The sequence below is a fragment of the Chloracidobacterium validum genome, assembly GCF_018304825.1.
Lineage (GTDB): Bacteria > Acidobacteriota > Blastocatellia > Chloracidobacteriales > Chloracidobacteriaceae > Chloracidobacterium > Chloracidobacterium validum.
In genome coordinates this window covers 427,876-446,341 of record NZ_CP072649.1, presented here as the reverse complement: position 1 = coordinate 446,341, position 18,466 = coordinate 427,876, and the positions used below count along the sequence as shown (strand labels likewise).

13 protein-coding genes are annotated in these 18,466 nt (G+C 62.0%); 7 read left to right on the top strand and 6 right to left on the bottom strand.

Annotation, left to right across the window (positions count from 1 at the left end; translation table 11 throughout):
- Positions 1-41: 41 nt before the first annotated feature.
- Entirely contained in the window at positions 42-1,469 is a 1,428-nt protein-coding gene (locus J8C06_RS13005; RefSeq protein ID WP_211430572.1) for a hybrid sensor histidine kinase/response regulator, read from the top strand.
- On the opposite strand, the gene J8C06_RS13000 is transcribed toward J8C06_RS13005, so the two are convergent.
- On the bottom strand, positions 1,466-5,002 hold the full coding sequence (locus tag J8C06_RS13000; RefSeq protein WP_211430571.1) for a TonB-dependent receptor: 3,537 nt from the start codon (positions 5,000-5,002) through the stop codon (positions 1,466-1,468). The genes J8C06_RS13005 and J8C06_RS13000 overlap by 4 nt on opposite strands.
- A 344-nt stretch (positions 5,003-5,346) precedes the next feature.
- Here J8C06_RS13000 and J8C06_RS12995 point away from each other — a divergent pair, with 344 nt between their 5' ends.
- The 3 genes from J8C06_RS12995 (at position 5,347) to J8C06_RS12985 (ending at position 7,606) form a co-directional block, all read left to right on the top strand.
- Positions 5,347-5,877, top strand: a complete 531-nt coding sequence (locus tag J8C06_RS12995; protein WP_246602179.1) for a YbjN domain-containing protein — start codon at positions 5,347-5,349, stop codon at positions 5,875-5,877.
- A 229-nt stretch (positions 5,878-6,106) separates the two neighbouring features.
- A complete protein-coding gene (locus J8C06_RS12990; RefSeq protein ID WP_211430570.1) occupies positions 6,107-7,117 on the top strand; it encodes a lipase family protein in 1,011 nt (336 codons plus the stop codon).
- Positions 7,118-7,261: 144 nt separating this feature from the next.
- Entirely contained in the window at positions 7,262-7,606 is a 345-nt protein-coding gene (locus J8C06_RS12985) for a DUF190 domain-containing protein (protein ID WP_211430569.1), read from the top strand.
- A 19-nt stretch (positions 7,607-7,625) separates the two neighbouring features.
- Here the strand turns inward: J8C06_RS12985 and J8C06_RS12980 are convergent, their stop codons facing one another.
- From J8C06_RS12980 to J8C06_RS12965, 4 genes are all read right to left on the bottom strand, one after another.
- Positions 7,626-8,987, bottom strand: a complete 1,362-nt coding sequence (locus J8C06_RS12980; RefSeq protein WP_211430568.1) for an ATP-binding protein — start codon at positions 8,985-8,987, stop codon at positions 7,626-7,628.
- 10 nt (positions 8,988-8,997) lie between these two features.
- Positions 8,998-9,705, bottom strand: coding sequence for a response regulator transcription factor (locus J8C06_RS12975; protein WP_211430567.1), 708 nt, complete (start codon positions 9,703-9,705; stop codon positions 8,998-9,000).
- Positions 9,706-9,721: 16 nt separating this feature from the next.
- Positions 9,722-10,780 (bottom strand): ferrochelatase, encoded by a 1,059-nt coding sequence (gene hemH, locus J8C06_RS12970; protein WP_211430566.1) that lies wholly within the window; start codon positions 10,778-10,780, stop codon positions 9,722-9,724.
- 199 nt (positions 10,781-10,979) lie between these two features.
- Complete coding sequence (locus J8C06_RS12965; RefSeq protein WP_211430565.1) at positions 10,980-13,436, bottom strand: MDR/zinc-dependent alcohol dehydrogenase-like family protein; 2,457 nt, start codon at positions 13,434-13,436, stop codon at positions 10,980-10,982.
- A 134-nt stretch (positions 13,437-13,570) separates the two neighbouring features.
- On the opposite strand from J8C06_RS12965, the gene J8C06_RS12960 reads away from it, so the two are divergent.
- Together J8C06_RS12960 and proB are read left to right on the top strand one after the other, a co-directional pair.
- A complete protein-coding gene (locus J8C06_RS12960; protein WP_211430564.1) occupies positions 13,571-14,461 on the top strand; it encodes a dienelactone hydrolase family protein in 891 nt (296 codons plus the stop codon).
- Positions 14,462-14,548: 87 nt separating this feature from the next.
- Entirely contained in the window at positions 14,549-15,739 is a 1,191-nt protein-coding gene (gene proB, locus J8C06_RS12955) for a glutamate 5-kinase (RefSeq protein WP_211430563.1), read from the top strand.
- Here the strand turns inward: proB and J8C06_RS12950 are convergent.
- Complete coding sequence (locus J8C06_RS12950; RefSeq protein WP_211430562.1) at positions 15,736-16,497, bottom strand: SDR family oxidoreductase; 762 nt, start codon at positions 16,495-16,497, stop codon at positions 15,736-15,738. The genes proB and J8C06_RS12950 overlap by 4 nt on opposite strands.
- A 193-nt stretch (positions 16,498-16,690) precedes the next feature.
- Here J8C06_RS12950 and J8C06_RS12945 point away from each other — a divergent pair, with 193 nt between their 5' ends.
- Positions 16,691-18,463, top strand: coding sequence for a sodium:solute symporter family protein (locus tag J8C06_RS12945; RefSeq protein ID WP_211430561.1), 1,773 nt, complete (start codon positions 16,691-16,693; stop codon positions 18,461-18,463).
- Positions 18,464-18,466: the final 3 nt, after the last annotated feature.

The following is an 18,466-nucleotide window of genomic DNA, read 5'->3' as shown; positions in this document are numbered from 1 at the left end:
CGGTGCATGTTACAATCCAGAGGTTGACTTTGCTGCCTGATATGCCGCTAGAGAAGCCCGCCCGTATCTTGCTCGTCGAAGATGATGCCGCCCAACGGCGGATCCTTGAGCTGTTTCTCAAGCAGCACGGCCATCAGGTCGCCAGCGTGGCCAGTGTTGCGGAAGCGCTGACCGCGATTCAACAGAGGCTACCGGACGCGCTGGTGCTGGATGCCATGTTACCTGACGGATCAGGACTGGATGTCTGCCGCCAGACGCGCGCCTTACCGACAGGCGCGGCGTTGCCGATTCTACTCGTGACAGCCTACGATACCGAATCGGTCATTGCTGAAGCCTTCGAGGCGGGTGTCACCGACTTCATTGCCAAACCCATCAACCTCCACCTGTTTGGCCGCCGCTTGCAACGACTCATCCACGTCGCCCGCAGCGACGCCATTCTCAAGGCTCGCGAGCGTCAGTTTCGGACGCTAGTTGACAGCCTGCCGGATATCGTCATTCGTGGCCAGCACGATGGCACCGTCACCTACTTCAAGCCGAGTGACACCTGCCCACCGGAGATGTTTGGGCTGGTTCTCACGCCTCAGACCAGCGTTGCCGACATTCTTCCGCCAGAGGGCGCTTCCCTTCTCAAGCGAGCCATCGCCAATCTGACCAGCGGGGCGCAGCAAGTCGCCGAGTACCGCGCGCTGTGTCACGGTAAATGGTGTGAATTTGAAGCGCGGGTCATTCCTGACGAAGAAAGCGCCTTTGTGGCGATCATTCGGGATGTCACGGAGCGCAAGACGGCCGAGCGGTTGCGTGAAGATTTCACGGCCATGGTTGCCCACGACATCCGGTCACCATTGACCGCCATGCAAATGGCGCTGGACTTTTTTGAGCGGTACGACACGCAACCAGACGAAGCTTTACAGGAAGTCATCACGGTTGCCCGTCAGGGTCTCAACAAGGTGTTGCAACTCGCCAGTGACCTGCTTGAGCTGTTTCGCGCCAACCAAACTGGCATGACCCTGCTCAAGGGCGTCGTGTTTCCAGCGACGCTCATCCAGCGGTGCATCCGTGAAGCGAGCCTACCGGCCCAACAGAAAGGCATCTCGCTGGCCGTGGAGGTTGCGGAAGATCTGCCACCGTTCGTCGGCGATGCGCCCAAGCTGGAGCGCGTCTTCTCCAACCTGCTTTCCAATGCCGTCAAGTTCACACCGGAGGGTGGACGCATCACGGTCTGCGGGGTCGCAGATGGGGAGTGGGTTGTCATCCGCATTGCCGATACCGGACAGGGGATTCCACCTGAAATGCAGGCAGCCATGTTTGAACCTTACCGGCAGGGGAGTGGACGCACCAGCCTGGGCTTTGGGCTTGGGCTGGCCATTGTCAAACGCATCGTCACCGCCCATCGCGGACGGATTTCCGTCGAAAGCACAGTCGGGCAAGGAACGACGTTTACCGTTCGCTTGCCCCTGCAGGTTGGCTAAAACTGGAACTTCACGGCAAACTGAATCTGCCGGGGCGGAACTGCCGTCGCCACCGCGCGACCAAACGCCGGAGCTTCCAGAAGGCGCACGGGCGTCGCGAAATGCGTCCGGTTGAACAGGTTGAAAGCCTCAACCCGCAACAGCAGCGCGTACCGCTCGGCAAACGTAAACCGCTTGGTCAAAGCGGCGTCCACCAGCGCCACACCCGGAGCGCGAAAGGTGTTGCGGCCAACCAGCCCTTCGCCGGGTTCCGTGAAGTTGAATGCCGTGAGTGTCAGTGGATTGATGCCCGGCGCCAGGGCAATCCGCTGCGCGCCCTGGTTGCGGAAGACCAGGCCCTGCGTCGTTGCCAGCCGGTCGGTTCGGTTGCCATCCCGGTTGGTATCCAGCCCCGTAATCACCGTGAAGGGCTGTCCGGTCTGAAGCGTGACGATGCCTGAAACCTGGAAGCCGCCCAACCACGGGTTCGTCGCCATCCAGGGCAGGTCGTACTGAACCCCCGTCGTGAAACGATGCCGAATGTCAAACGACGCGCTGCCGCGTTCAAGTCGCACGATATTTGGAATGTCAAGCTCGATTTGGGAGCGGTTGGCGTTGCCGGCCGTGTCAAAGAGGTCCGATATGCTGTCAATGGCGTGCGACCACGTGTAGGCCACCTGGAAGGTAAGTCCATAGGCATAGCGCTGCCGCACACCGATTTGAAGAGCATGGTAGGTGGAGTCGGCATCAGTCGAAAACCCAGAGATCGCACCGACCACACCATCGTTGCGGCGCTGGAGGACTTCGACGCGATCGAAGGGATTTGTCTGCGTTCCTTGAAAGAAGTACAGCGGCGTCAACGGGCCGCCATTCGGCGTGCCGGGTCGGATGAGGTTTCCGCCAAACGTGCCAACGTAGGCCACTGAAGCTACCAGCCGGTCGGCCAGCGCCTGCTCGACCGAGAGCGATACTTGGTGGACGCGCGCCACCCGCATATTGCGCCGTGGCAGCGTGTAGGCCAGCGCAAAATTCCGGCGTTCGAACAAGTCACCGATGAATACAGCCGGCGACCCAATGATGCTTGGTGCGCAGCTTGGGTTGAGCGTGGCGTTTTCGCCACCGGGAGAAATCGGAAGACCTGGCGTCTGTCCACCGCAGCCACCGGACGGTCCGAGGAAGATGGCTGGATTGGAAACCAAGATGTCGGGAAACACAATCCCTGACCGGAAACTGGTCTGCACATTGTTGGGGAAGAGGTTACGTGACTGCCCAGTGATGGTCAGCGGGATGATGTCATAAAACATCCCGTAACCGGCTCGCACGGCCGTTCGCCCATTCCCAAACACATCCCAGGCCAGGCTGGCGCGACCGGCAAAATTTCGGCGTGACGGATCGTAGATGCCCTCCCGACCATTGACAAAACTCTGGTAGTTGTTAAACGCCGCAAAGAAGGCCGCGGCCCGTGGCTGATCGTTCGGCGAAACCGGGAAATCCTCCGGGCGCACGGCAAGCTGCCGGCGCAGTCGCTCATCACCGGTATCAGGCACGGTATTGAGTTCATAACGAATCCCACCGCGCAGCATGACCCGCGAGCCGAGCCGGACGGTTTCGGTGAGGAAGACATTGTATTCCGTCGTGCGCAGCCCAAGCGTCGAATTTGGTTCGGTCACGAAGGTCTGCCGGATATCGGCCGGCAGACCTAGCCCAATGAAATCAACCCCACTCGCATAACGAAAAGCGCCCGAAGGTGGAATGACGATCCCTGGGGCAAAGCTCAGGGTCAGCCGATAGTTGATGTCGGCGAAACTATTCGAGCGAATGAACCGAATATCGCCGCCGGCCTTGAGCGTGCCGCGCCCGTGATTCCAAATGAAGGTATCGGCGACTTGAATGGTATTCGTCACGCGCCCCTGGGGGAACAGGCTGGGGTCTACGCCAATGCTGCTGTAAGGCAGCGCAACGACTCGTCCAAGTGGCCCGCTACGCCCATCCGGGCGGCCGTCACCGGTCAAGTCCACGCCGATTGAGCGGGTTTGGAAAATGAACGGGCTGCCCGGAATTTCATCGAAGCCCAGGCGCTGCCGTCCGTACGACAGCCGCAGTTGGTTGGAAAACCGGTCTGAGAGGCGCGTGATCAGGTCGAGCGCGACATTGTGGGTGCGCGTCTGGGAATCCACACCAGAGTTGAGACTGTCGCCTACGTTTGGGAGCCGCCCCCGGTCGTCGGCCAAGTTGTAGCGCGCGGTCAAAAGCGTTGGACGGTCGAACGGATTGAACTGGTAATCGCTGCGGAATGAAAACAGCGTCGCGGCCCCGTTGCCGGCCAGAAACTGGGTCAGCGTGTGGTTGCCATGCGGTCCGCCCGGATTGTTCGGCAGCGGATACAAATCCAGCAGGTCACGCCCCAGCAAGCTTTGCGGCCCGCCAAGCGCCAGCGCCGCCGCGCGCTCGGCCGCCGTGGGAACGGCAAAGTGGGTCGCCTGGGTGCGATTGACCCCAATGCGCTCGAAGGCCGTGAAAAAGTGCCAGCGATTCGCCTGAATGGGGCCGCCCAGGGTGCCCCCTGACTGGTGGCGGGTAAAGGCCGGCTTCCCGATTCGGACGGAGCCGGCGCGAAAATCAAAGGCGTCGCGGGCATTGAGCCGCGCATCGTTGAAAAACGAATAGAGGTTGCCGTGAAACTCGTTCTCCCCAGTCCGCGAGACGACATTGACCTGCCCCCCACCATTGCGTCCGCTCTCGGCGTCCGCCAGCAGTGTCGTGACCTGAAATTCCCGCAGACTCTCGATGGGTTGGGCGGCCGTTGCCACATAACCACGGCGGCGGCCGCCGACGTCCTGGTCGTTGGTGTCCGCGCCATCAATGGTGAAGTTGTTGCCACGCGCCCGAACGCCGTTCACGACGAAATCCCCGCCTCCCACGTTCGGGCCAATCCCTGGGCCACTTGCTCCAAAGAACGTCGGCGGGGGGGCGACCCCCGGCGCAAGCAAGGCGAAGGTGTCGAAATTTCGCACACCGCGCAACGGCAACGCCAGGATAAACTCGGCCGTGGCGCTGCCACGCAGGGCGGCATCCGCTACATTCGCCTGGGTCGTCCCCGGCGTCGGGGCCGGTGGCTGGCCGGGTGCGCTGGCCGGGGCCGTCGGGGTCGGCAATGGCGCGGTTGGCGGATCGAGCACGATGGGCGGCGGTTGGATGATTTTCTCGCGGTTGACCTCGACGATGAAGTTCTCAATGGCGTTCTCACGAAAGCCGTCCGCCTGGGCGCGAATGTCGTATAACCCTGGCAAAATCAAGTCAAACCGATAGACGCCGCTGGTGTCGGTGCGGGCGGTGCGGGTGAGTCCGTTGACCTTATTGAGAATGCGGACAATCGCGCCTGGCACGGGCGTCGTATCGCGCTGAATGACCGTTCCAAGAATCGTGCCGGTGGTTGTCTGGGCCTCGACCTGCCAGGCTGACCAGCGTCCGACAGGCAGGCTGACCAGCCATAGCCCAACCAGCAGCCAGCCCAGCAACCGGCGGCGCAGCATGCGAGAAGGAGCGTAGTTCATAGTGGTGTTCATCGGAATTGCCTCGACTCAACATCAAGCTTCACTTCAACAAAAGGGCACTCAGATGCGCTGAATGGTGCTAAATTCACTTCAGTAATGCGTATCATAGCGAATGCATCAAGTGTCACTTCGTCAACTGCTTTCTTGCCCGAGCTACACTAGGCTGACAAGCCTCGAGCCGTCTTACCAAGTCTGGCAACGTACGCTGCTGGTGTCTCGACTGGCCGGCCCATCGTACCTGAAACAGGCCATGCAGTGACTGGTTCCACCAACGTTCGCTTACCCTATGCGCATCTGAGGTGTACCGACCTTGACTACTCCCACCTTTTTGAAAGGACCCCTACATGACAACCTGTAACCACTTTCCCCGACTTGTTCCAACCCGCCTGACGAGCGCCCGGTTGAGTTTGGCACTGTCATTGCTGATCGGCGTGCCCCTGGTGTCGCTTCCAACGCCGGCCGCGCTTCGTGGGCCAAGCCAACAGGCAGCAGTCCAGCAGCAAGAAGTGTTCGACACCATGACCACGACGCGCGTCGAGCGCATTCTACGCTCATTCAGCGATGTCCAGTGGCGCGAGTTGGACAACAACGCCTACCTGCTCCAGCTCAACGACGGTCTCAAGATGCGCTTGGTCAAACGCGACAAAAGCTTGCTGCTGGCCGCAGGGTGGGGTGGGCAGCGGATGACACTCAACCGCATCAACGAATGGAACCGGAGCAAGCGCTTTGCCAAAGCCTACCTCGATAACGACAATGACCCGGTACTCGAAAGCGACTACGAACTGACGGGTGGCGTCACTGAGCAGAATGTCAAGGAGTGGATGAAGACCTTTGTGTACTTTGCCAAAGAGTTTCAGAAGTACATGAAAGAATAGTGACCGGCTGCACTTGGGCGCGCTCACCAGTGGCGCTGCGATGTTGCGCCCGTTCACGCAAGTGAGTGGACGACGGGGCGCGGCGCATGCCAGCGACCCACCGCTTCGGAGGTTGTCTTCCGTGGCGGTGGGCGATACACTTTTCCTTTGCCCATACTTGCCGTTGCGCCTGTCAGCCACCTACGTTGCCATCTACGTTGTAAGCGGCTTGGCCGCTCGCTGAGAGCTTATGCGTTTTTTGACATACCGCTACCACCTTGCCTCTGTAAGCTTTTTCTTCTGTGCGTTTGTCGCGCTGGCGTGGTTGCCAGTTGCAGCGAAGGGCAAACCGTCCGCGCCAGTCGCAGCTCAGGTTTCGACTACCGGACTCACGCCACATTTCCGCAACTGGTTAGCTGCCAACGGATACGGCAGCTTTGACTTTGCCCGGACCGACTTGGTGGGCGGCAGCTATGGCGGACGCCAGAACGATGCCGATACCGTCGTCAACCAACCGGTCATCTTCATCCACGGCAACTCGGACAAGGCGGTTGGGACGGGTGTGCCCGGCCAGAGCGGCTGGAACGCCTCGATTCAGTACTTTCTCTCCCAGGGGTATAAACCGAGTGAACTCTACGCCACCACCTGGGGACCGGCGAACGCGCTGTTTTCCTCCCAGCAGTATCACTCACGTGAAAACCTCACCCGGCTGCGCGCCTTCATTCAGGCGGTCAGGCAATATACGGGCGCGGCCAAGGTGGACATCGTCGCCCACTCGATGGGCGTCACGCTGGCGCGCAAAGCCATCAAGGGCGGGCCGGCATCAGACGCACTCGCCGGGGGCAGCTACAACCTCGGACCAAGTCTGACCTCCATCGTGGATACCTTCGTTGGGATTGCCGGTGGCAACCAGGGCTTGGCAGCCTGCTACCTGTCAGGTCCGACCACGCCAACGTGCGGCAACACGAACGGCTTTTATCCGGGCTACCTGCTGGGCGGCTTCGGCCCCTATGGCGTGTCCGCGTTCCTTACCGAACTCAACTCCAGCGCCGGCTACGAGGGTGCGTATCGCTACTCGATCTGGTCGAGCGTGGATGAAGTCGTTGGCTACGGCTGCCTAGTCTATGGACGCAACACCTGCCGTATTCCAGGGCAAACCGGTGAACGCAGTTTTGCTTCCGCACCCTACGGACACTTTGGCTGCAAGGACCTCACCGGCTACTGGCAACTGCGCATGGTGAAGTTTCACGCGACCAACTGAGGCCTGGTACTCACTACCGCGCCAGAGATGCGGTAACAACCCGGCAAGCCAATGACAACGGATTGGCTTGCTTTTTTTATCCCAAGCTTTTTATCCCAGGACGGGCTGATTTGGCTTCGACCTGATCGCGGAACATGAGAAACCATGGCGGCACGGAAACTTGAAGGCGCAGCGCAAGCCCTTCAAATCTTCATTGGCGACGATGACCTGTGGGAAAACGAGCCGTTGCACCGGGCGCTGATTCATCGGCTGCGGCTGGCCGGCGCGGCCGGCGTGACGGTGACGCGCGGGATGGCCGGCTTCGGACTCAGTGGCCAAATTCGCGCTGCCGACCGGTTAGGCGGCGCAACTGACCTACCGGTGGTGGTCACGGTCATTGACATGCCGGAACGCATCGTCGAGTTACTTCCCATCGTGGATGAGCTGGTGCGTGATGGGCTGGTCATTCGCTTCAACGTGGAGATTCTCCGTCACCAGGACGACAACTGACCGTTTTTCGAGTCCGGCATCAGCCCTCACCCCGGAGCGGGAGGCGCAAAGCCACCTGAAAGCCATCGGGCAAGTTCTCAGCCTGAATCTGCCCGTGGTGGAGACGGACGGCCCGCGCGGCAATGGCCAGCCCCAGGCCGACGCCACCACTTGCCCGATCCCGCGCCGTCTCGACACGGTAAAAGGGCTTGAAAATTGCCTCCAGCGCATCGGGCGGAACGCCCGGCCCGTAGTCCCGAATCCTCACCTGAAGTTCGCTCGATTGTGATGTGACATCAACCTCGACCGACGAACCTTCCGGCGTATGCCGGATGGCATTGCGCATGACATTTTCAAGCGCCCGGCGAATGAGTTCCTCATCGGCCACCAGGGGTTGATGGGCATCGGCTGAAAGAATCCGGCAACGCACGCTTCGCCCAACCGCCCGCGCTTCAAAATCGGCATCGGCGGCGACCTGCTCGGACAGCGCGGCCACATCGAGCAGTTTGGCGTCGGTGAGGGTGGCTTCGCTTTCCAGCCGCGACAGGGCCAGGAGTTGCCCTACGAGTTCGTCAAGGCGTTCGGCGTCCCGTTCGATCCGCCCCAAGTAGGGCTGGGCGTCCGGGCCTGCCCGGCGTTGGGCGAGTTCCAGCGCCACCCGCAGCCGCGCCAGTGGCGACCGCAGTTCGTGTGAAATATCGCCAAAGAGTCGGCGCTGGGCGTTGATCAAGGCTTCGATGCGTTCGGCCATGGCGTCGAAATCGCGCGCCAGTCCGCCAATCTCATCCGTCAGCCGGCCCGGCCTGGCCCCGGTGCGCGCCGCCAAGTCGCCGGAGGCCAGGCGCTGCGCGGTTCGTCGCAGGCGTCCAATCGGACGGGTCAGATACCAAGCCAGCGCATAGCACACCAGGCCGCTGCCCAGGACGAAGACCGCCAGGCGAATGACGCGCCCCCGCGTCCATATCGGCGGTGGCGGCAATAAGTTGCGGTCGAACACCACGCCGAGCACATAGCGCCGACCACTGGCGCTGGCGACCGGGCGCGACAGAAACGTTTTGCTGTCCACGACGGCAAAGTCTTCACGGGGCTTGCCATCCCGCCCCGCGGGCCAGTCGGGCGGGAGCGCGCCGGCCAGCGGTTGCCACTGCTCATCGAGCAACACGGCCTGGAGCTTGGCGGTTTCGGCCATCCGCTGTAGGTAGTCCGTCGCGGCGGCTTGCCCCTGCCGTTCGTAAAGCAAGACGGCCGTTTCAGCGTAGAGCGTGGTCGCCGCCGTGAGCGTTCGGCGGATAGGCCACATCGCGTCGGATGCCGTCAGCGAACCAACCACCGTAACCAGAATGGTCAGCCCGGCCATGGCCAGCCAAAACCAAAGGAAAATTTTGATGAAAAGCGTTCGCATAGGCTTGGCGTCAGGTGGACGGGGGCGACTCCTCCGGGGCTTGGCTCAACGCATAGAGATACCCCACGCCCCGCACTGCCTTGATGCGCTCGCTACCGTCCTGGTGGGGGCCGAGCTTCTTGCGCAAGTTGCTCACATGCATATCCACACTGCGGTCGAGGGCATGGAACGGACGGCCCAGCGCGCGCAACGAAAGATCATCCCGCGAAACGATTTGACCGGCGTGCTGCATCAACACGGCCAGCAAGTCAAACTCAACCGAGGTTACAGCCACCGGCTTGCCGAGCTTGCGGACGTTCCGCGCGCCAAAGTCAAGCTCGACATCGCCGACCACGAGTTTTTCGGCCAGGAGTTCGGGCTTCGCCCGCCGTAGAATGGCCCGGATGCGCGCCAGCAGCTCGCGTGGATTGAAGGGCTTGGCAAGGTAGTCATCCGCCCCGATCTCAAGCCCGACAATCCGGTCCACATCATCCCCGCGCGCCGTGAGCATCAGCGTCGGAACGTGTGACACGGCGCGAATGCGCTTGAGGGTTTCAAAGCCACTCAGCTTGGGCAGCATCACGTCCAGAATGAGCAGCGCAAACGGCTCATTCGTTGCCCGCTTGACCCCTGACTCGCCATCGTGGACGACGTCCACGCGAAAGCCTTCGGCAGCGAGGTATTCCGCGATGAGTTCGCAGAGTTCGGTGTCGTCATCTATGACGAGAATACGTTCCATGGGGAGCGCATGAGGCTCAACCCCCAACCGCTTGCTCCGCCGGTTGCGCTTGATAACCAGCGGTCAGACGCGCGCGCGCCAGCGCGGCCAGGCCCCGAATGAAGGCGCGGTGACAGTTGAGCGCCGGGACACGGCGGAAATAGGGAATGCCGACTTCACGGGCAAGGGCTTGGTACTGGATGTCCAGCTCGTAAAGCGTCTCGATGTGCTCGGAAACGAAGCTAATGGGAATCGTGAGAACTTGGGTCTTGCCCTCACGCGCCAGACGCTGGATGGTGGCCTCGGTGGACGGTTCCAGCCACCGCACCGGGCCGACCTTGCTCTGGAAGGAGAGCGTATGCGGCGGCCGCGTCCCCAATCGTCGTTCGAGCGCCGTCATCACGGCCGCGATGGTGCGCTCGTGATGCCGAAGGTAGGGATCGCCGCGCTCGACGTACTTCGTGGGAATGCTGTGCGCGCTGAACAGCAACTGGATTGCCGCCGGGCGCGGGTCAGGAAACTGCCGCATCTCATCCACGATGAGGTCGGTCAGGGCCGCGATGTAACCCGGCTCGGTTTCATAGTGGGTGACGTAACTCCGCCGCATTTCGCGCACGCCGCCATGCTGATCGAAACAGTGAATCAACTTTTTGGCGGCCGCGCCCGTGGTCGTCACCGAAAAATGCGGAAACAACGGCAGCACCACCAAGTGCGTGATGTGGTCCTGGAGAATCTGCTGAAACGTGCTTTCAATCAGTGGATGCCAACACACCATCCCCACATACACCCGCGCCGCGATCCCCTGCCGGGCGAGTTCGGACTGCAAGGCCGCCGCTTGCTCGGTCGTGATGCGCCGCTGCGGCGAGCCGCCGCCGATCTTTTCATAAAGCCGCATGGATTTGCGCCGCCGCAAGCGGGCGATCAGCCACCCAACCGGACGTTGCAGCGCCCGAATCGGCAACCGAATGATGGAGGGGTCGGAAAAAAGATTGCGCAGGAACGGCTCGACATCGGCCAACTTTTCTGGGCCGCCCAGATTGAGGAGGAGAACGCCAAAACGGGGTGGTTGGGGACGCTTGAAAGCTCGAATACTCATTGCTTGGTGGTCAATTCAGCGCAGGCTGTGAAAAAGTAAGCGGGGGCAAGCCAACCGACTATACGCCGCGCCACGCCACGCGCCAAGCACTTCACGTGAGACCGCCAACACAACGCGCGCCGCGCCACCCGCCGCAAACGCCATCGGCGGACCGACAGATGCCCCCAAGGCGTGGCTGCAAGCGTCACGGCTGAAAGCGTCACTGGAAGATGGTTGCCGCGTCGTCCGCATCGGCCGCTTCCGCCGACTGCGCCGCCCAGGCTTCAAACAGCTCACTTTTGGTCTTCAGCCCCAGTCGCGGCAGCGCGTGATTGACAACATAGGTCGCTCCGGCATGGCGATTGTCCCACATCGCCTGGTGCGCTTCCGGCAAGTCCGCCCACTCGACGACCACCGGCGGGGTGACATCCAGCAGCCCGGCGGCAACGGCATCGTTCATGGCAACAATCTCGTAGGCGTTGTTGAGGTGCGTCCCCCAGATGTTGGCCGTCGGCATGTCAATCCGGCGCTGACGCATCCAGACTTGGGGCGCATAGAAACTGTACCGCCGCCCGGACATGTCCTCAGCATACACCACGCGCCCGGTGTAGGGCTTGACGAGCGTCGTGCTGATGCCCAGGGTATCCTGTCCGGCGCGTTCAAAGATCATATCCGGGTAGCCACGGGGGTTGTCCGGCCCGGCCAGCAAGCGGCCGACGGCTGAGGCGAAGGGCTTGAAATTGATCTCGTTGAACAAACGGACGGCCTCTTTGAAGGCTTCGGTATCAGCCTTCGGATCGGGAAACGCCGGCATGGTGGATGGCCACGCAAAGTCGGCACCGTAACGCCGCTGGAGGTCTTCAATGCTGACGATGCCCCGGACGGCATCGCCGAAGCCCAAACTGGCGACAAACTCCTTTTGTCCATCGGTCCGCGTTGCCACCACAATGCGGGCGTGGGCTTCACGGACGGCTTCGATGATTTCGATGCCGGTTTCATCCACCAGGTCTTCGCCCAGGCCGTAATAGACCAAAACCGACTGGCCGGCCCGCAGGCCGACCCGCTGGAGCATGTCGGCCGGCGCGGCCGCGCCGGGCTTGCCCATGAAGGTGAAATGATAGCCCGATGACGCGCCATAAAAGGTCAGCGTGCCGCCCGGCGCCAGCAGTTGAAAGCTGCGCGGGAACGAAAGTTCGCCGGCGTGGGAGATGGCGTAATCCGCTAGGTGACCGTTGTTCTGGGCGCGAAACGTCGCCAGCAAAGGCTCGCCGGCCGACTCCCACGCTGCCCACTGGGCGGCATCCTCGGGCACTTTCGTAAAGCACCCCGCGAGTTCCGGCGCGCGACGGTTGATGACGCCGGTGGCTCCGTGACACCTGACAAACTCGGCGCGCTCAGCGTTCGACACCAAGCCCGTCACCTTGACGTTGTTGCGGACACCAACCTTGACCGCCTCAAACCCAGTTCCCGTCGCAGCTCCCTCCACGAACAGACGCTTGCCCGGTGTGACCTTGAGCGTCGTGAAGAGCGCCCGGTAAATCGTTCCCAGGTTGAGCATGTAGCTTCCGGCGGCCTCGATGGTCAGGTCTTCCAGCTTGGCATGAAGCTGGGGCGGCTGAACCAGCAGAAACTGTCCGTGCGAACCGTTCGGCTCCTGATACCCCTGAATGCCGAAGTCGGCAAACATCGGATCGAGGCCGACCAGGGGCGAAAACAAGTTATTCTGACCGGAATAGATGGAAACCAAATCTCCCACTTGCAGGCGGCCCTCCCGCTTGACCTCGCTGCCCAAAGCAACGACCAGCCCAATGCCGCCCGAACCCGTAATGTGAAAATCCTGGTCATGGTCATCCATCACGGAGATGGGAATGCCGGTGAGCGCCCAAATATCGTTGAAGTTGACTTCGCTGACCAGGACATACACGAGAACGCCGGCCGGACTCGGTTCTGGAACCGGTACGATGAAGTGCTTTTCCACTTCCTTTGGGTCGCCGTGCAGCGCCGCCCCGGTCGTTGGGTCTTTGATGACGCCCTGCGCGTACTGATACTTGGGCAATGGCGTCAGCCCCGGATAAAACGGTGTTCCGACCGGCAGCAAGTCGCCACGTTCAAGGAGGGCTTGTTCCTCGGGTGACCCCGCCATGATGAGCGGGCGGGGCGGCAGCGGCGCGCTTTTCTTGTCGAGAAACGCCTGAATGCCGAACTGACCGCCTTCTGGATCGGCGACGGCTTCCGCAAAGACCTTGGCTTCGCGCTTCAACCCGGCAGCGTAGCCCTGCTCCAGTCCGAAAAAGATGCAATCCAGGGCGCGCTGCACGGCTTTTTCCCGACCGACGGCGCGCGCCTGCGCAAGGAGGCGCGCCACCCGCGGGTGAGCCTCGACCTCGGCGCGGGAAAGCCCGCTCTGGGGTGACGCCCAACGCTGAAGGGCCGCTTGCCGCCGCGCAAAGGCCTCGGCCAGCCGACCGGTTCCGGTCAGGACATACTCGCGCGCCAGATGCGCGGCAACTTCGATGGCAGCCTGGGCATCGGCCGCGAGTTCATCCACCAACCCCAAGGCGTGAGCGGTTTGAGCATCGAGGTTGCGGCCGCCAACGATGATTTCGATGGCATCGAGCAAGGTATCGGGCACGGCGGTCGTGGCGGCAGCCGCGCCGGAGGCGGAAGCATTCGACATGGTTGAAGGCAGACCTTTCGAGGAACATACGACTGACATTGAGTATCGCATGAGTGACGGCGACTGCGCTATGTTCGTCCTACCGTGAAAGCTGACAGCTTTGTTCCTTGCCTACGTTTCAACTGACACGCCGTATGTTTGACCACCACCTGACCAGCCTTCTTCCCGATACCGAACGCTCCCGCCGCGAGTTCGTTCTCACGTCGCTAGCGGCCGGCTTCGCCCTGGCCGTCCAACCCATCAGCGCCCAGACCATTTCGACGGATACCAAGGGCATCACGGCCGATGAGGTCAAGGTTCCCGCGGCCGACATCGAATTTCCGGCTTACCGAACCATGCCGGAACAGGGCAAACGCTTCCCGGTCGTCATTGTCATTCCAGAGATTTTTGGCGTCCATGAGCACATCAAGGATGTTTGCCGACGACTGGCCAAGGTCGGGTACATGGCCATCGCGCCGGAACTCTTCGCCCGCCAGGGCGATGTATCGAAGCTGGAAAACATTGGAGAGGTCATTTCAAAGGTGGTGTCGAAAGTCCCAGATGCGCAGGCCCTGTCGGATTTGACAAGGTGCGTGGACTATGCCGCGGCCACCGGGAGAGGGGACCTCAAGCGGGTTGCCGTCACCGGTTTTTGCTGGGGCGGGCGGATGACCTGGCTTTTCGCAGCCCATGAACCGCGGGTCAAGGCGGCGGCCGCCTGGTACGGCTCGCTGGTGGCCAACCCGCGCAACAACCCCGATTTCAAGCCCGACCCACTCCGGCCGAAGTTTCCAATCGATTTCGCTCCGACCCTCGCAACCCCCGTGCTGGGACTCTACGGCGGAAAAGACCAGGGCATTCCCCTGGAAACGGTCGAACACATGCGGGAGGCGCTGGCCAAGGGCAAGTCCGGCTCGAAAATCATCGTCTATCCCGACGCGCCGCACGGCTTTCATGCCGACTATCGCCCATCCTATCGGAAAGACGAGGCGCAAGCCGCCTGGCAGGAAATGCTTGCCTGGTTCAAGGCGCATGGCGTTGCCTAAGCCTTGTCGTAAGTTGCCAACTGATGCCTTGCCAGTCCAGCACCAGGCGGATTTGGTAGGTCGGCTTTGCCGCGCGATGGCTTTCCAATGACGGATCGGAACGTGACGCTCGACACCCATTCCCCACCGACCGGTGATCACCAGGCTCGCGCCACGCGCGCCCAACTGGCTTCGGCCCAACGCTTGGTCGTCAAAATCGGCAGCAACGTGCTCGTCGAACCCAAAACCGGACTGGTCGAAGCCGCGCTTCATCACTTGGTTGCGCAGTGCCGCGCCTTGCGGGAGGCCGGGCGAACGGTCGTCATCGTGTCGTCCGGCGCGGTGGCCTGCGGGATGACGCAACTCCGCGCGCACCGCCTGCCACTCGGCAAGGACTTGTCCTTCAAGCAAGCCGCGGCGGCAATTGGGCAACCCTTGCTCATGCGCTACTACGAACAGGCTTTTGCGCCCACGCCCGTCGCCCAGGTGTTGCTGACCTACGACGACGCCCGCGACCGCGAACGGTTCCTCAACGCCCGGCATACGCTGCGGACGCTGCTGACCCTGGGCGTCGTTCCCATCATCAACGAAAATGACACGGTCGCCACGGCCGAAATCAAGTTCGGGGACAACGATTTTCTCAGCGCCCTCGTGGCCAACATCCTGGACGCCGACCTGCTCGTGTTGCTCTCCGATGTGGACGGCCTGTTTGACCGCGACCCGAAACGGCATGCCACGGCACGACGCTTGAGTTTCGTCCCGGAAGTGGATGCCGCAACCCTGGCCCTGGCCTCCGGCAGCACGAGCAGCCTTGGGACAGGCGGCATGTCATCCAAACTGACCGCCGCGCAAACCGCCGCGCGCTTTGGCGTCACGACAGTCATCGTCAACGGCCGGACACCAGACATCCTTCCGCGCGTCGTCGCCGGAGAAGACCTTGGGACGCTTTTTCCACCCATGACCACCGCGCTTGGTGGACGCAAACGCTGGATTGCCAACCTGCGTCCGAAGGGGGCCATCACTCTGGATGCCGGCGCGGTGCGCGCCGTGGCGACGCAGGGCAAAAGCGTTCTGCCCTCTGGCATCGTTCGCGTCGAGGGACGCTTTGCGGCCGGGGATGTCATTGCCTGCCGCGATGAACAAGGACGTGAAGTCGCGCGGGGGCTGACCAGCTACAGCGCCGATGAAATCACGGACATTCGTGGCTTGCGGTCGGCTGAAATCGCCGAACGGCTCGGCTTTCGCGCGCATGACGAGGTCATCCACCGGGACGACCTCGCGCTCACCGGCGACCGCTAACGTCCCATCCAACCGCCATCCACGACCAGGACGTGCCCGTGGACGTAATCGCTCGCCGCCGAGGCCAAAAACACCGCCGCGCCGGCCAGGTCGGCCGGGCTGCCCCAGCGGTCGGCCGGAATGCGCTCCGTGATCTGGCGAAACCGGACCGGGTCCTCCCGCAGGGGGCGCGTGCTGTCAACTTCGAGATAACCGGGCGAAATGGCGTTGACATTGACACCACGCGCGGCCCACTCATTCGCCAGCGACTTGGTCAACTGGACGACGCCGCCTTTCGATGCGGCAAACGCTGGGGCTTGCCAACCGCCTTGAAACGCCAGCAGCGAGGCAATGTTGATGATCTTGCCCGACCGGCGTTCCAGCATGTCCTTGGCCACGAGCTGCGACAGCCGAAACACCGTCGTCAGGTTGATGCCAAGAATGAAATCCCAGTCTTCGTCACTGAGTTCCACCGCCGCCCCGCGCCGGATCGTGCTGGCGTTGTTGACCAAAATATCAATCTGCCCGAAGTGCGCCATGGTCGTCGCCACGATGTGGCCGTGAAACGCCCGGTCGTAGAGGTCGCCCGTCACGGCCAACGCCCGGCGACCCAACGCCCGGATTTGCTCGCAGAGGGCTTCCGGCGCGCGCGCCGACCCATGGCAGGCGACATCGGCGCCCGCTTCGGCCAAGGCCAAGGCGATGGCAGCGCCGATCTCGGAAAGCGCGCCGGTCACGAGCGCCACTTTTCCATCCAGACGAAACAAATCCAATACCACGTCCTGAACCGTCCCTGTTGCCGGAAGATGTCATGCCGGTCGCCCAGCTTATCGCGTCCCCAGCTCTCACAACAACGAAAATGACATTGGCCGCCGGGAATGAATCGGCTAACGTGCGGCTTAAGCAAGCTCACTCCCATGTTCAACGCAATGGCGCGCGGCAGAGTATGCTCGACGCAGCCGCAACCAACCCATGACCGACGTTCGACTGGCGTGGATTGACTATGTCTTGATGGCGATTTACTTCGCCTTTGTCATTGGCATCGGCGTCGCGCTCAAGCGCTTCATGCGTTCGAGCACCGACTACTTTCTCTCCGGGCGCGCCATTCCGGCCTGGGTCGCCGGGCTGGCGTTCATCTCCGCCAACTTGGGCGCGCAGGAAGTCATTGGCATGGGCGCGTCGGGAGCAAAATACGGCATCGCCACCAGCCACTTTTACTGGGTTGGCGCGATTCCGGCCATGGTGTTTGTGGGCGTTTTCATGATGCCGTTCTACTACGGCTCGCGGGCACGCTCCGTGCCGGAATACCTCAAGCTGCGGTTCGATGAAAAAACGCGCGCGCTCAATGCCGTTTCCTTCGCCGTGATGACGGTGTTCTCGTCCGGCGTCTCGCTCTACGCCATGGGGAAGCTCTTCAAACTCCTGCTCGGCTGGAATGAAGACGCCAGCATGCTGGCCGCCGCCGGGATCGTGCTGGCCTACATTTTCTTGGGCGGGCTGACGAGCGCCATTTACAACGAGGTTTTGCAGTTTTTTCTCATCGTCTTCGGCTTTTTGCCACTGGTTCTGCTCGGCTTGAAAGACGTTGGCGGCTGGGACGGGCTTCAGGCGCGACTGATGACGCACTCGGTGGCCCAGGGCTATGCGCCAACGGCCTATACCCAGTCGTGGGCCTTTATGGGCGACGCCACACGCAATCCGGTTGGCGTCGAGTGGTTCGGGCTGGCCATGGGGTTGGGATTCGTCCTGTCGTTTGGCTATTGGTGCACGGATTTCCTCGTCGTCCAGCGCGCAATGGCAGCGGATTCGATGACTGCCGCCCGGCGGACACCACTCATTGCCGCCATTCCCAAAATGCTCTTTCCGTTTTTGGTCATCCTGCCCGGCATGATTGCGCTCACGGTTGAGCCACGCCCGATGGCGATGCCACCGGCTATGGCGACGGCCGGCGTCGGGATCATTCCGGCCAAAACCACCGAGGCCGGCGCGGTCATCCGCGACACGACAGGGCGTCCGGTCATTGACTACGACCTGGCCACGCCCACGATGCTCGCCCACTACTTGCCCGCCGGACTGCTCGGCCTTGGACTCACGGCGCTGCTGGCCTCGTTTATGTCGGGCATGGCCGGGAATGTCACGGCGTTCAATACGGTGTGGACCTACGACATTTACCAGAGCTATTTCAAGCGCGATGCCAGCGACGCCCATTACCTGTGGATGGGCCGTGCGGCAACAGTCGGCGGGATCGCGCTTTCGGTGGCGACGGCCTACGTTGCAGCGGCGTTCAACAACATCATGGATGTGCTCCAACTTGTGTTTGCCTTTGTCAACGCGCCGCTCTTCGCCACATTCCTGCTAGGCATGTTCTGGAAGCGCGCCACCGGCCACGGCGCCTTCTGGGGACTGGTTGCCGGCACGTTGGCGGCGGCCCTCCACCATGGCCTTTCGCTCCCGGAAGGCGCGACGGTCGGCATCAAGGGTGGTTTTTTCGGCGTCGTCCTGCCACTGTACCGGAGTGAACTGGCACAAACCTTCTGGACGGCCATCGTGGCCTGGACGGTCTGCTTCATCGTCACCATCGCCATCAGCCTCGTCACCCGGCCACGCCCGGACGAAGAACTCACCGGACTGGTCTATGCCCTGACCCCGAAACCGACCGAAGAGGCGACCTTCTGGCAACGGCCGGGCGTGCTGGCGGTGGTGGTGCTGACGGCGACACTCCTGCTCAATCTCATTTTCTTCTGAAAG

Excerpts from the sequence above, each read along its gene's own strand:
- J8C06_RS13005 (WP_211430572.1), top strand. The coding sequence starts at position 42 with ATGCCGCTAGAGAAGCCCGCCCGTATCTTGCTCGTCGAAGATGATGCC.
- J8C06_RS13000 (WP_211430571.1), bottom strand. The coding sequence starts at position 5,002 with ATGAACTACGCTCCTTCTCGCATGCTGCGCCGCCGGTTGCTGGGCTGG.
- J8C06_RS12995 (WP_246602179.1), top strand. The coding sequence starts at position 5,347 with ATGACAACCTGTAACCACTTTCCCCGACTTGTTCCAACCCGCCTGACG.
- J8C06_RS12990 (WP_211430570.1), top strand. The coding sequence starts at position 6,107 with ATGCGTTTTTTGACATACCGCTACCACCTTGCCTCTGTAAGCTTTTTC.
- J8C06_RS12985 (WP_211430569.1), top strand. The coding sequence starts at position 7,262 with ATGGCGGCACGGAAACTTGAAGGCGCAGCGCAAGCCCTTCAAATCTTC.
- J8C06_RS12980 (WP_211430568.1), bottom strand. The coding sequence starts at position 8,987 with ATGCGAACGCTTTTCATCAAAATTTTCCTTTGGTTTTGGCTGGCCATG.
- J8C06_RS12975 (WP_211430567.1), bottom strand. The coding sequence starts at position 9,705 with ATGGAACGTATTCTCGTCATAGATGACGACACCGAACTCTGCGAACTC.
- hemH (WP_211430566.1), bottom strand. The coding sequence starts at position 10,780 with ATGAGTATTCGAGCTTTCAAGCGTCCCCAACCACCCCGTTTTGGCGTT.
- J8C06_RS12965 (WP_211430565.1), bottom strand. The coding sequence starts at position 13,436 with ATGTCGAATGCTTCCGCCTCCGGCGCGGCTGCCGCCACGACCGCCGTG.
- J8C06_RS12960 (WP_211430564.1), top strand. The coding sequence starts at position 13,571 with ATGTTTGACCACCACCTGACCAGCCTTCTTCCCGATACCGAACGCTCC.
- proB (WP_211430563.1), top strand. The coding sequence starts at position 14,549 with ATGACGGATCGGAACGTGACGCTCGACACCCATTCCCCACCGACCGGT.
- J8C06_RS12945 (WP_211430561.1), top strand. The coding sequence starts at position 16,691 with ATGACCGACGTTCGACTGGCGTGGATTGACTATGTCTTGATGGCGATT.